The 13,389-nt window shown below is 43.3% G+C and carries 10 protein-coding genes and 1 pseudogene; 2 read left to right on the top strand and 9 right to left on the bottom strand.

Annotated features, from left to right (window positions below; translation table 11 throughout):
- Nucleotides 1–62: 62 nt before the first annotated feature.
- Both I6E61_RS05410 and I6E61_RS05405 read left to right on the top strand, forming a co-directional pair.
- Nucleotides 63–1,715: a BCCT family transporter gene (locus I6E61_RS05410; protein WP_197131068.1), complete on the top strand. Its 1,653-nt coding sequence runs from the start codon at nucleotides 63–65 to the stop codon at nucleotides 1,713–1,715.
- 200 nt (nucleotides 1,716–1,915) lie between these two features.
- Nucleotides 1,916–3,571, top strand: a complete 1,656-nt coding sequence (locus I6E61_RS05405) for a BCCT family transporter (protein WP_197131065.1) — start codon at nucleotides 1,916–1,918, stop codon at nucleotides 3,569–3,571.
- Nucleotides 3,572–3,787: 216 nt separating this feature from the next.
- On the opposite strand, the gene I6E61_RS05400 is transcribed toward I6E61_RS05405, so the two are convergent.
- The 9 genes and pseudogenes from I6E61_RS05400 to dnaQ form a co-directional block, all read right to left on the bottom strand.
- Complete coding sequence (locus I6E61_RS05400; protein WP_197131062.1) at nucleotides 3,788–4,129, bottom strand: hypothetical protein; 342 nt, start codon at nucleotides 4,127–4,129, stop codon at nucleotides 3,788–3,790.
- Between the two features lie 228 nt (nucleotides 4,130–4,357).
- Nucleotides 4,358–4,714, bottom strand: a complete 357-nt coding sequence (locus I6E61_RS05395) for a DUF3144 domain-containing protein (RefSeq protein ID WP_110922764.1) — start codon at nucleotides 4,712–4,714, stop codon at nucleotides 4,358–4,360.
- 71 nt (nucleotides 4,715–4,785) lie between these two features.
- A complete protein-coding gene (metK, locus tag I6E61_RS05390; protein WP_110922765.1) occupies nucleotides 4,786–5,952 on the bottom strand; it encodes a methionine adenosyltransferase in 1,167 nt (388 codons plus the stop codon).
- A gap of 163 nt (nucleotides 5,953–6,115) precedes the next feature.
- A complete protein-coding gene (locus tag I6E61_RS05385) occupies nucleotides 6,116–6,712 on the bottom strand; it encodes a DJ-1/PfpI family protein (RefSeq protein ID WP_197131059.1) in 597 nt (198 codons plus the stop codon).
- Nucleotides 6,713–6,835: 123 nt separating this feature from the next.
- Complete coding sequence (gene nth / locus I6E61_RS05380; RefSeq protein ID WP_197131057.1) at nucleotides 6,836–7,531, bottom strand: endonuclease III; 696 nt, start codon at nucleotides 7,529–7,531, stop codon at nucleotides 6,836–6,838.
- A 116-nt stretch (nucleotides 7,532–7,647) separates the two neighbouring features.
- Nucleotides 7,648–8,499 (bottom strand): RnfABCDGE type electron transport complex subunit B, encoded by an 852-nt coding sequence (locus I6E61_RS05375; RefSeq protein ID WP_197132003.1) that lies wholly within the window; start codon nucleotides 8,497–8,499, stop codon nucleotides 7,648–7,650.
- A gap of 224 nt (nucleotides 8,500–8,723) precedes the next feature.
- Complete coding sequence (gene nudC, locus I6E61_RS05370; RefSeq protein ID WP_197131052.1) at nucleotides 8,724–9,746, bottom strand: NAD(+) diphosphatase; 1,023 nt, start codon at nucleotides 9,744–9,746, stop codon at nucleotides 8,724–8,726.
- A gap of 144 nt (nucleotides 9,747–9,890) precedes the next feature.
- Complete coding sequence (locus tag I6E61_RS05365) at nucleotides 9,891–11,573, bottom strand: hypothetical protein (protein WP_197131049.1); 1,683 nt, start codon at nucleotides 11,571–11,573, stop codon at nucleotides 9,891–9,893.
- Between the two features lie 148 nt (nucleotides 11,574–11,721).
- Nucleotides 11,722–13,280: pseudogene (dnaQ, locus tag I6E61_RS05360) on the bottom strand (DNA polymerase III subunit epsilon).
- Nucleotides 13,281–13,389 lie beyond the last annotated feature (109 nt).

The following is a 13,389-nucleotide window of genomic DNA, read 5'->3' as shown; positions in this document are numbered from 1 at the left end:
TTTGATAGTTATCCGCTAAATTGTTAAGGTTAGCTTTCTAAAAGTGAGAGGTTAATATACAAATGGATCATGTGAAAGTTGGCAGGTTAGGCCCTTTCCCGCGGGTAAGTAAACCTGTTTTTATTATTTCAGCATTACTTATTATTACATTTATTGTTCTGGGCGTTTTTTTTACTGAAGCTGCCGGTACGTTGTTCAGTTTTTTACAAGGCTTTATTACCGATAAATTTGGTTGGTTTTTCATTATTCTCGTTAATGTGGCCTTAGGACTTTGTGTTTATTTGTCTATGAGCCGTTATGGCGATATTCGCCTTGGTGCTCAAACTGAGACCCCACAGTACAGTCTATTCTCGTGGATCGGCATGCTGTTCTCTGCTGGTATCGGTATTGGACTTGTCTACTGGGGTACAGCAGAGCCGTTATATCACTTTATGGCACCACCACTCGGTGAAAAGGAGACGATAGAAGCCGCCAAGCAGGCGATGAATATTACCTTCTTACATTGGGGTTTACATGCTTGGGCACTGTACGCGATTGTGGGATTATCTTTAGCCTATTTCCACTTTCGCCGTGGCTTACCACTATCGATTCGCTCAACGCTTTATCCTATATTGGGTAAAAAAATATATGGCTCGTGGGGTCATGCCGTTGATATCTTAGCTGTATTCGGTACGATGTTTGGTGTGGTGACGTCACTCGGTCTTGGGGTTATGCAAATTAATTCAGGGCTCGAGAAATTATTTGGTATTCCTAATAATCTCACAATACAAATCGCTCTGATTGCTTTTGTTACTGCTTTAGCCGCATGTTCTGTCATGATGGGCTTGGATAAAGGTATCAAGCGTCTAAGCGATGTGAACATCGGTTTAACGGCTATTCTGCTTAGTTTTATGGTCGTCTTAGGGCCGACGCTTTTCATTTTTGATAGCTTCCTAGAAAATATCGGCAACTATCTTTCAGTGGTTGTACCATTAGGTCTGTGGGGTGAGTCTTATGAAGGTGAGGCAAACTGGCAGTCAGCATGGACGATATTTTATTGGGCATGGTGGGTAAGTTGGGCACCATTTGTCGGCGTGTTTATTGCTCGTATCAGCCGTGGTCGTACGATTAGAGAGTTCGTACTTGGGGTATTACTTATCCCTATGACCATATTGTTCTTTTGGTTTTCAACTTTCGGCGGCGTTGCTATTCATATGGAGCTTCTCGCTGCTATTGATCCAGCGTTGGTTAGTCCTGGACTGGTCGAGGCGGTACAAACAGACTTTGGTAGTGCAATTTTCAAATTGGTTGAGTACTATCCATTGGCCCAACCCATCACATTCATGATTGTGATTATGATTGTATTGTGGTTTGTGACCTCATCAGATTCAGCAAGTTTTGTCATCGATATGTTGACCGCAGGTGGTGATACCAATCCACCAAAGATTCAACGTTTATTTTGGGCAAGCACTGAAGGCGTCATTGCTGCTGTTTTGTTAGCTGCTGGTGGATTGAGCGCGTTACAAGCAGCAGCTATCGTAGCAGGATTGCCATTTGCCTTGGTTATATTTGCCATGATGTATGCGCTACTGCGTGGTTTGAGTCGCGATCGACTGATACTATATAGAGCGCAGCAGCATTATATTACTGAAGAGTCAGCAGATCACAACTCGGCAGATGAATTTGCTGATGAGCATCTACTCAAAGGACCTCCTAAGATTGTTAAAGGTGACTGATAGTCGAAGATAATTAATAATTATTGCAGCATTTATTATTGATTACCTTGCACTAATCGTTAGTGACGTTCGAAAAAACCCTAAGATACGAAGGTATCTTAGGGTTTTTTATATTTCCAATTGTAATGAGCATCTGCTTAGATTTGATAGTTTGTGCATATCTTGTTAAGGTAGCCACCCCAAAAAATTGAGATTACGACATGGATCATGTGAAAGTTGGTCGATTAGGCCCTTTTCCGCGGGTAAGTAAACCCGTGTTTTTAACTTCAGCGTTGTTAATTCTTGCGTTTATTATCTTCGGCGCGCTCTTTAGCGAGCAAGCAGAGCTGGTCTTTGGCCACGCAAAAGCCTTTGTGTCTTTACGCTTTGGCTGGTTTTTTATTGTGGTTGTCAACTTAACGTTGGTAATGAGCATCTATATGATATTTAGTCGTTATGGCGATATCAGGCTTGGGCATCAAAATGAAAAACCAGAATACAACCTAGTGTCTTGGATTGGTATGCTGTTTTCAGCCGGTATTGGTATCGGGCTGCTTTATTGGGGAACAGCTGAACCGTTGTACCATTTTATGGCGCCGCCATTAGGAGAAGCTGAAACGGTTGCTGCCGCCAAACAGGCGATGAATATATCGTTTCTACATTACGGCTTACATGTGTGGGCGCTCTACGGTATGGTCGCTTTGTCCTTGGCTTACTTCCATTACCGAGTGGGTTTGCCATTAGCCATCCGCTCAACCCTATACCCTATATTGGGCAAAAAAATATATGGTGGCTGGGGTCATACGGTAGACACGCTAGCCGTGTTCGGTACGATGTTTGGTGTCGTGACGACGCTTGGCTTAGGTGTATTACAGATCAACTCAGGTCTTGAGACTTTATTTGGTATTCCTAATAACACGACCGTTCAGGTTATTCTCATTGGCTTGATTACGGTATTATCAGCATTGTCACTGTTTATGGGACTGGATAAAGGTATCAAGCGTTTAAGCGATATCAATATTTTGTTCACCGTCGTGCTACTGAGCTTTGTGATTATCTTAGGCCCTACGCAGTTTATTTTTAATAGCTTTGTCGAAAACATCGGCAACTATTTACATCAAATTGTGCCGTTAGGTCTATGGACAGAGTCTTATAGAGGTGAAGAAAACTGGCAGTCTTCATGGACGATATTCTATTGGGCATGGTGGATAAGCTGGTCACCATTCGTTGGTGTATTCGTTGCTCGTATTTCTCGCGGCCGTACTATTCGTGAGTTTATATTAGGGGTGTTATTGATCCCTATTACCATTTTGTTCTTATGGTTTACCGCTTTCGGTGGTTCTGCGGTGCATATGGAGCTAATGGCAGCAGCTGATCCTAGTATGGTGAGTCCTGGTCTTATCGAAGCAGTACAAACCGATACTGGCAGCGCTATCTTCAAGCTGATGGAATCTTATCCATTGACCTCAGCTGTGAACTTACTCATTGTTGTGATGATTGTATTGTGGTTTGTGACGTCGTCAGATTCGGCAAGTTTCGTCATTGATATGCTGACCTCTGGTGGCGATGCCAATCCACCAAAGATTCAGCGTCTATTTTGGGCGGGTACGGAGGGTGTTATTGCAGCCGTACTGTTGACAGCAGGTGGTCTGAGTGCGTTGCAAGCAGCCTCTATCGTTTCAGGTTTCCCTTTTGCTATCGTCATCGTTGTTATGATGTACTCGCTAATACGAGGCTTGAGTCGAGATCGCCTAATACTATATCGTAATCAGCAATGGTTCGTCACCGAAGAGTCAGCAGAGCACAACTCAGCCAACGAGTTCCGTGACGAGGATTTGCTAACAGGCCCGCTTGATCTTGAAGACTCTAAAAATTAAGTGGTACGTTAATCGAAAGTGATATTTAAAAGCCCCCACTTATGATTGAGTGGGGGCTTTTTATATGATTCAGCTATTTTTATTTTAATATAGATTATCTATAGTCGATTCAATATAACTTGAATACAAGTAAATCGAGTGCAAATGCTACTAATAGTAGGCTAAGCGAGGTTAACGCTGTCACTTTTTTATAGAGGACTGACTATATATGCAAGGTTATGAGCATTGTCCTTTCATATAGCCTAATGCCGTCGTTGTACCGCATGCTGAGCATGAGTTGCCCGCAGTACGATAGTTAAATCCTGAATCAGTTTTCACTTTGACACAGACAGGATCATATTGAGCGGTACACATCGTTTGCTCAGGATTATAGGGCGGGCATTTGGTAAAAGGATTGTCGCTAGACATCGGTTGATGATGTTCAGTGCTATGAATAGGGTATGTGGATGTATCAGGCGTATCAATGCTTTGGATATTGCTACAGCCAGTTAACGCGACTGCTGCGGATAAGCCTAATAATGATATGCATGATCGCCATGATTTGAATAAGTGGTTCATAATAATATGTCCTTATAGAAGATAAAGTTCGATAAATCCCTGTTATCGATAGTCAGCTTCAACCATGTTATGAATCAAGTGGTTTCAATCCATAGTAGCCTATTTATGAGCAGTCATCTACTAAATCATGATGAACAAAAAACCCAAGCTTAATCATAAGCTTGGGTTCAATTCTTATTACTGTAATAGTTTTTATAGCTTCGTAAAATTTAGCGAAACGCTACTGTACTATTTAGCAGCTTTGTCATCTTGATTAAGCTGAACATATTTATCAAAGTTCTGCGCATAATCCGTTAGGTTGTCGCTTAGCATTTGGCGATATTGCTTCACATAGAACTCAACGATATCATCTTTTTCTTTGGCAAAATCATCGCCTTTGACAAACCCGATAGAAGCGACTGACGCGCTATAACGGGCGGCTGCATACAATAAAGAAGCGCCTACTTGTCCTGAATGTGCTTCAGGGCCTAGCTGGCTGTTTGCGATACCAATGATGGCATCAGCACGTTGGTAAAATGCCTGCATTTCAGGGGTAATCTCAACGTTGGTATCAACTTCGTTGCCTTGAGTCGTGTCTTGAGACATGAGCTGCTCCTAATAAGTATCAGTAAATGAATTTTCTAAAAACGGTTTGTAAATAAGTTAAAGCAAGGATTTTATAAACCAGCATCTGCTTTCAAGATTTCAGCTTTGTCTGTTTTTTCCCATGTAAAGGCAGTTTCTGAACCTTGACGACCAAAATGGCCGAAGGTTGCAGTTTGCTGATACATTGGCTGTAATAAGTTCAGCATGCGGGTAATACCATAAGGACGCAAATCAAAATGCGTACGAATCAGACGAATGATTTCATCGTTACTGATTTTGCTAGTACCAAACGTATTGACAGAGATAGAAGTCGGTTCAGCGACACCAATCGCGTAGCTGACTTGTACTTCACAGCGATCAGCAAGGCCGGCTGCAACGATATTTTTTGCCACATAACGTACCGCGTAAGCCGCACTGCGATCTACTTTTGAAGGATCTTTGCCACTGAAAGCACCACCGCCATGACGAGCCATACCGCCGTAAGTATCAACAATGATTTTACGACCAGTCAGGCCAGCATCACCAACAGGGCCGCCAATCACAAACTTACCAGTTGGATTGATATGATAGCGCGTACCGGCATGTAGAAGCTCAGCTGGCAATACCTGTTTGATGATAGATTCCATGACCGCTTCTTGAAGATCAGCTTGTGAAATACTAGGATCATGTTGCGTTGATAATACCACTGCATCAATCGCTACAGGTTTATTACCATCGTATTTTAGCGTAACTTGTGCTTTGGCATCTGGGCGTAACCAAGGAAGATCTCCTGCGCGGCGTAGCTCAGACTGACGCTCCATCAAACGATGAGCATACTCGATAGGGGCTGGCATCAACACTTCGGTTTCATTACTGGCATATCCGAACATCAAACCTTGATCGCCTGCACCTTGCTCTTCAGGATCGCTACGATCGACACCTTGAGCAATCTCAGGAGATTGTTTGCCGAGCATGTTAATCACTGCGCAAGTCTCGCCATCAAACCCTAGATCTGAATGGTGATAGCCAATGCCATTTACGGTGTCACGAACGAGACGCTCTAAATCAATATTTGCCGTCGTGGTGATTTCACCTGCAAGGATTACTGCGCCCGTCTTAACTAAGGTTTCGCAGGCTACGCGTGCATGTAAATCTTCACGTAAGATAGCATCAAGAATAGCGTCTGATATTTGATCAGCCATTTTATCAGGATGGCCTTCGCTCACAGATTCTGAGGTAAATAAGTTGTATTCGCGCATAATAGGGTCGCTTAATTGCAGGGACTGTAGTTGACGAACTCAGTCATTATTAAATGTATAGAAAAATAAAAGATGAAAACGAATCAAAAAAATTAGCATATTTTACCGTGTATCGAGGTAAAACTCTAGCAATGGATGGTGTTATGAGGTAACTGGTGATGGATTAAGGGCGGTAAAAGTCATCAACATGGCTATTTTCTTGCCAACGAAATTCAGTATGTTGCGCGACTTGGTGGGCTCTATCGACGCCATGTCTATCAGCGATGAAACCAAGTGCCATATCCATGCCTGCGCTAACCCCTGACGAAGTATAAAACTTACCATCGATGACCCAGCGTGCTTGTTTGACCCAATCAACTTGATCCGACTGAGAAATCACCCATTGCCATGCCAGTTTATTAGAGGTGGCACGCTTGCCGTTTAATACACCGCTTTTCGCCAATAAGGCGCTACCAGTACAGACGCTAAGTACCCAGTCAGCCTCATCAGTGAGGGCTATTAGCGTTTGCAAAAAGGAGGGGTTGTAGACTAGCTGCCGCGTACCAAGTCCGCCTGGTACTAAGACAATATCAGTCTGATGAGCTAACTCGCTGACAGCGATTGTTTGCATAAGCACGCCATGCTTACTGCGGATGATGCCACCAGCCATCGAGGTAAATTGAATACGATAATGCTCAGGTAAGCTTCCAAACATCTCAATAGGTCCGAATAAATCTAAGGTTTCAAAATCATCAAACACTAGCGCGGTAATCGTATGCATGTGGCACCCTTATTTGAAAGTATCTTTTATAAAGAAAAGACATCATGTCATCACAGCATCAACATTCTATCTGTCCATAAAAGTAAAACACATATTGATCAAACGGCAAACAATCAATGGTCATTATAATTCTAAAAATGTGGCTTTGTCTTTGAACATGCACTCTTCATAGACAGGGCAAGCACCGCATTTGGGTGTGCGTGCTTGACAGGTATAACGCCCATGTAAAATAAGATAATGATGGGCATCGACTATGAAATCATCGGGTATGCGTTCAACCAATTTATTTTCAACGATTAGCACGTTTTTACCAGTGGCGAGACCAGTGCGATTTCCCACTCGAAAGATATGAGTATCGACTGCCATGGTTGGTTGACCAAAAGCAGTATTCAACACCACATTGGCGGTTTTACGCCCAACGCCCGCTAGTGATTCTAAATCTTTGCGATTATCAGGAACGGTGCTATTAAATTTCTCAATCAAATCACTACACGTTTTGATGACGTTTTTAGCTTTGGCATTATATAAGCCAATATTTTTGATATAAGATTTTAGACCGTCTTCACCTAACGCCAATATTGCTTCAGGCGTGTTCGCTACCGGATACAACTGCTGGGTAGCAATATTGACACTCACATCCGTTGCCTGTGCGGACAATATCACCGCAATCAGCAACTCAAAGTTACTGTCATAATTGAGTTCGGTGACGGGTTCGTCAATGGTCGCTGCCAGCTTCTCAAAAAATGGGCGCACGTCACGATTGGGCATTCGTCTTGATGGCGGCGTATCGGCGGTTTTATGTTTGACGGTTTTACTCATGGTATCTTTACTACTATTTTGGCGGTCAGTTATTCAAACTGTTGGCTATCAAATTATCCAAGTGGTATTGGTTGTGTTCGCACACTTACTCATTGCATGAAATGTCTATGGTTTCATTAAAGCTGTGACAGTTCCGCTTGTAGCGCTTCAAGGTCAGCTTGCTTTTGAGCATTTGCACGGACGCTTAATTGTTTTTCGAGCTTTTTGATTTTACTGCGTAGCTTGGCTGCTGCAATGGTATTTTTGGCTTGCGCTTCGCTGATATCTAAAGACTGACTGGCGGCATTGTTTAGCTTTGCTTCGACCATACTGACCACGGGTCTACTGTTGCTACTATCAGCAAGCTGTTCGGTGACGCGTCTTAAGTGAGTGTGATATCGCTGTCTTAGATCTTCTTGCTCTGCTATTCGTTCAGGCTCAGAGATGTCACGTTCAACAGTGACTAAATCGATGCAGTCGACAGGGCAAGGAGCGATACACAGCTCGCAGCCGGTGCACAAGTCAGTAAAGATAGTATGCATGTGCTTGCCAGTACCGACGATGGCATCCACTGGGCAAGCAGGGATGCATTTGGTACAGCCAATACAGTCATCTTCCCGGATAACAGCACGTACCTCTGTTGGGCGTTCAGAGGTGGCGTCTATTGGCCACTGAGAAGGCGCCGCTATCAGTTTCGCTTCATGACTATTGATATCGATATCGATATCGATATCGATAATTTGCGCGATTGCATCAGTAACGGGTTGACCGCCAGGCACGCATTTATTATACGACTCACCCTCTAGCACGATAGCAGCGGCATATGGCAAGCAACCATCTGGATGCTCGCAAAGCCCACATTGTGTTTGCGGTAGACAAGCATCAATATGCGAGATTTGTGCTTGTATATCCGCCGGTAGTGTTTCTAAACTCAATGTATCAAACAATATGGGTAAATTGACTAAGCGGATGGTAGTACTACTTTGCATTGAATTAATGACCTTGCTATCAGTGATAAGTGCTGACATTATACCAAACCCAAAACTCAGCCGTATCAAACTCGTTTGGTCTACAATGTGTATGTAGTACCTGCATGCGTTTTCTTTGCTAATTTGAGTTTTGTGGAGAGTATTAGAATAGATACAGTCAAAGCACTTGTAAATGGTTACGGTGTAAACGGCTTCGACTGTAGTCAGCGTTAAAGAGTAAAAAGTTAAAGTGGCATACCTTGTTCGCACATAATTTGCGCAATGAGCTCATGGGCAATACTGCCTTTTGGCGGTATTCTAGGCAGGTTGGATACATCAAAAAAGTCAGCATGTGCCAGCTCTTCTTCTTGAATGATGATATCACCACTGGCATAAGATGCCCGAAAACCTAGCATTAAGTTAGAAGGAAACGGCCATGGCTGGCTACTCACATAGCAAATATCTGACACGCCGATATTCACTTCTTCTGCAACTTCGCGTACCACCGCATGTTCAAGGCTCTCTCCAACCTCCACAAAACCTGCAATTAAACCATACATAGGCGCCATAGTTGGCTGACCATGACGGTGATGGTGCGCGAGTAAAATTTGCATTTCACCAGTCGCAGGATTGGGTCGGGTAATAGCAGTAATGACGCAAGGTTGCACACGAGGATACTGACGTAATCGACATACTGGGCAGACCATGGCACGTTCGCCTTGATCAGCATGTACGGTAGGACTTGCGCAGCGACTACAAAACTGTGTATCTGCTTGCCAGCTTAATAGCTGTATCGCTTGGCTAATTTGATCTGATAAAGCAACTGGCAGATGAGTCATTAGCTGACGATAAGGAACAAAGGCATTACCGCTACTTTCATCGCTTTCATCAATAATAGGCATTGCAATATTATATGCCACAGCATAATCATAAGTAATCGCACTGGCCGCTTGTGCAGTAAAAGTATGTTTATTCTCTATTTCGGAATTGACCAAACTCTCGGCGCTTTTACTGGTATTTTCTTGAGGGCTTTTATAAGTATTTTCATGAGTACCTTCAGAGCCACTGGAATGAGCCGTTGATTGCCAATGACTTGGTGCTAGGCTTGGGACTAGGGTTACACGACCCACTTGATAGGCTTGCTGATAGTCATTGCTTGCTGCATTTTCATTGTTGAATGGTGGTAATTGAAGCTGTAAAGGCCACCAACCATTAGGGGTCTGACGGCATAAAATGGCATCATCATTAAATACAAAAGCGTTGGTCATATAGAATTCCAAACAGTTCGATACCAGTACGTATCCATATAGATACACACTGGCTTACAGTAAGAGATATAAATGAGGATTTGTAGCCGCAAAGAAGCGGCTACAAAGGTATCGATTTAATTATTAAAGAGTTGCATGGCTAAGCTAAGCTGCGAGTAGATGGCTCAAGCTTTGCTGACCCACATCAAGTGCTTGCTTGCTAACAGGACGATTGTTTTCAAAACCATCCAAATGATGATCGACTGCCATCATCACATCCGCGATACATGCTAGCGTATTGTCTTCTATACGCTGTCCGTACTCGATACGTTGCTCTAGATAATTGGCTAGTTGGCTTAGCATGCTTGCAGGGGTTGGCAGTTGTAAAAAGCGCACCGCTCCTGAGACTTGACGCATCATTTCAGGGATGTTTTGAATATTAAGTATATCGCGCTCTGGCTCAGCCAAATAATCATTGATGGCTTGTTCGGCACTGGCAATTGCGCTACGACTCTCTTGTATCAATGTGTCATGTGCGGTATTGAGCTGATGCAATGAGATATGAGGGTTGTTAAGTGGCAAATAAATTGCCCCTGGTGTATGCATTTCTGCCATCGCAATAGTAGCATTTTCAGCATGCATCAATGCCAGTAGCAAATGATCGAAATCGTCAGGCGACGGTGCTTGCCACTTGTCTACAGCAGCAGCTGCTGTGCTGAGACTATCGGCTGCATTTGATAGGCCAAGTAAGCACAGTGCGGAGCTCAATGTTGTGAGATCTTCAATAATTTGTGCTGTCTGCATATCGATCGGATTGATGGAATCGCCACGCGTATAGCTGTCGACATTTTCTTTAATGGTATTAATTTGGGTTTGAATGATGTTGTTTAACGTATCGGTCAGCTCACGATTAGGGCCGAATAAAAAGCGCTTCATTTGCTCAAGCTGAGGGGCTTCTAACTGGTTTTTAGCATACTGCTCACGCAACTGTTGTGCGGCTTCATTATCACGCTGGCATGCAAAACTGACCAAATAAGCAAAGCGTGTATCCATCACCGGTAAGTAGCTTTGAAATTGCTGCTCCAAGTAAATAAGCGTGTGCTTTTGGTTCAGGTCCAGCGGTAATATTGTGGCGATATCCGTAACCGCTGCATTGGCTGCTTGCCAGAATAGGCTACTGGTGTTTGCCGCTATCAAGGCACAAGCTGCACTCATACCATCAAGTTTTTGCTGATCATCTGGGCCAATATTGCCATCTTGATTAAGCAATGCAACACCAAGGCCACTGCGATAAGCGTAAGTTAATAACTCACTGTCTAGGTTAAGCTCGTTTAGTGGTTGAAAGTTTTTTTCAGGATTGGCGATAACGACACTGCTGCTACCGAAAGCAGAGAAGTAGTCTGCTGTAATAGGTGTCTGTTGCCCATGAGCATTAAGCTTGTTAATAATATCCAATAATAAGGTCGGCTCGACCGACTCTGTCAAGAGGACAAACTCTATGTAGCGCTCTAGCGTCATGATAGCTTCTGACAAATCCATAATCAGATCAGTATCGTTATTATCGCCATTATCATATAGTCGCTGTAAACTGTTGACGATAGAGGTGTTCAGTGCCTCTGCACCAACCAAAGAGATAAGCTCAAAAATACAAGACAGCTGTTTTAGTACAATGATAGAGTCTAATAACAGAGGCGCCTGACTACTATCATCATTAAATTCACTCAGATGAATCTCAGTATCTTTAAGAGTTACGATGATTTCATCATGCAATAGATGCAGTGACGGTAGGTTGAAATCAGTGACACTAAGTGTTGGGGCGGTTAATTTCATTTGCGCAGACTGATCCATAAGGAGTTTCCATATTGTACTGATGAGAATAGCAATGGTTTGGATGACGATTAAAAAAGCATTTATTGATAATTTTTTGACGCTTTATATAACAATAATCAAGACTATATTGTACAAATGTCGATATCGCAAGTCATTTAAATGACGACTACATATAGGTTTTGAGTGCAGGGTAGTCTTCTGATAGCGATGCATACCAGTTTTGGTTGGTATTTTCATCGCTGGGTGAGGCTAGTAATAAAGACGCTAGATTGGCAAGGTTAGCATGAGCTGTCTGTCCGCCGTCTGTTTGTGTGTCTTCTTCGATAGCAAGCGTGACCTGTCCACCTGTCATCGCCAAATAAACTTCTGCTAAAATCTCTGAATCTAGTAAGGCCCCGTGAAAAGTACGGTCCTGCTTACCAACATTTAGGCGGCGTACAAGCGCATCTAGTGTGTTTTTCTGTCCAGGGTATTGCTGCTTTGCCATGAATAGGGAGTCGGTTACTTGGACTCGTTCGGCAAAGTCAGTCATACCGACTTTCGCAAATTCCATATTCAAGAAGTTCATATCGAACGAGGCATTGTGAGCGATGATTTCGGCACCGTCCATAAAGTCATATAGTGACTGAGCCACTTGATCAAAAGTAGGCTTGTCTGTTAAGAACGCCTCAGAGATACCATGAATACGAATAACTTCATCATCCATACCGCGCTGTGGGTTGATATAGACGTGCAGTTTTTCGCCCGTGAATTTACGACCAATCATCTCAACGATACCGACTTCAATGATTCGATCGCCTTTTAGCGGATCAAGCCCGGTGGTTTCGGTATCCATAATAAGCTGGCGATCAGATTCGTGGCGATTTATCGGTTTGGGTAGCAGCGGCTTAAAATGTGGATTGGCACGGCTGGTATCACCATCAAATTTTGGGGCATCAGCGTCTATACGCATGTCTACATCTGTATCTGGCATATCTGTATTACTCATCGGTTTGCTAGCATTATCATCATGGTCATTCGTGTCTATAGTGGCATCTTGGTTGATCATATGATCATCATGTTTTTTATCGTTATGACTATCTAGTGGTTCTTCGTCGAGGTTGTTGTCATCTATGAACTCTTCATCTATAAGGTCTTCGTCATCCATTATATCTAAACCTAATGGGTCGAAACTTAGCCAGTCATCATTAGACGGTTTTTGTGTGTTACCAGTCATTATTTGAGTTTTTTTTTAGCCATATCTTGTAGGTCTGTATCCGATATGTCTGCACTGCGGGAGGTGACACCTAAGTTTGCTAGTTCATCTGCTTTTTCATTACCGGCATGTCCAGCATGGCCTTTTACCCAGTGCCAGTCAACTTCTCGCTGTTGGCATAGGTTATCCAGTTGCTGCCAGAGGTCTTGGTTGGCGACTGGTTTTTTGCTGGCCGTTTTCCAACCTCTTTTTTTCCAGCCTTCAATCCATTCAGTGATGCCTTTTTTGACATAACTGGAGTCTGTCCAAATCTCAAGGTTGTGTCCATGCGGGCTATGGGTCAGGGCTTGTATCGCACCCATCAGCTCCATACGATTATTGGTCGTCTCTTTATCGCCGCCATATAAGTCTTGCGTGCTGCCATCACTAAAAATAAGATGTGCGCCCCAGCCGCCAGCACCTGGATTGCCTTTGCAGGCACCATCTGTATAGGCAACCGTCGTGTTCGGTTTGGCAGCTAATGGATCCATCGCGTTACTGGTATTGAATGAGGGTACTGAAGTGCGGTTGTCTGACATAAAAAATTATTAACCTAATAAGTGATGAGTGTAAAGCACAGAGATTTTGCAAACGTTTTGT

The sequence above is a fragment of the Psychrobacter sp. NZS113 genome, assembly GCF_015864825.1.
Lineage (GTDB): Bacteria > Pseudomonadota > Gammaproteobacteria > Pseudomonadales > Moraxellaceae > Psychrobacter.
This window is presented reverse-complemented; position numbering and strand designations above follow the sequence as displayed.

What these genes read in the sequence shown, in the direction of transcription:
- I6E61_RS05385 (WP_197131059.1), bottom strand. Translation starts at nt 6,712, where the DNA reads ATGCATACGATTACCGCGCTAGTGTTTGATGATTTTGAAACCTTAGAT.
- nudC (WP_197131052.1), bottom strand. Translation starts at nt 9,746, where the DNA reads ATGACCAACGCTTTTGTATTTAATGATGATGCCATTTTATGCCGTCAG.
- I6E61_RS05400 (WP_197131062.1), bottom strand. Translation starts at nt 4,129, where the DNA reads ATGAACCACTTATTCAAATCATGGCGATCATGCATATCATTATTAGGC.
- I6E61_RS05395 (WP_110922764.1), bottom strand. Translation starts at nt 4,714, where the DNA reads ATGTCTCAAGACACGACTCAAGGCAACGAAGTTGATACCAACGTTGAG.
- I6E61_RS05410 (WP_197131068.1), top strand. Translation starts at nt 63, where the DNA reads ATGGATCATGTGAAAGTTGGCAGGTTAGGCCCTTTCCCGCGGGTAAGT.
- I6E61_RS05375 (WP_197132003.1), bottom strand. Translation starts at nt 8,499, where the DNA reads ATGCAAAGTAGTACTACCATCCGCTTAGTCAATTTACCCATATTGTTT.
- I6E61_RS05405 (WP_197131065.1), top strand. Translation starts at nt 1,916, where the DNA reads ATGGATCATGTGAAAGTTGGTCGATTAGGCCCTTTTCCGCGGGTAAGT.
- nth (WP_197131057.1), bottom strand. Translation starts at nt 7,531, where the DNA reads ATGAGTAAAACCGTCAAACATAAAACCGCCGATACGCCGCCATCAAGA.
- metK (WP_110922765.1), bottom strand. Translation starts at nt 5,952, where the DNA reads ATGCGCGAATACAACTTATTTACCTCAGAATCTGTGAGCGAAGGCCAT.
- I6E61_RS05365 (WP_197131049.1), bottom strand. Translation starts at nt 11,573, where the DNA reads ATGGATCAGTCTGCGCAAATGAAATTAACCGCCCCAACACTTAGTGTC.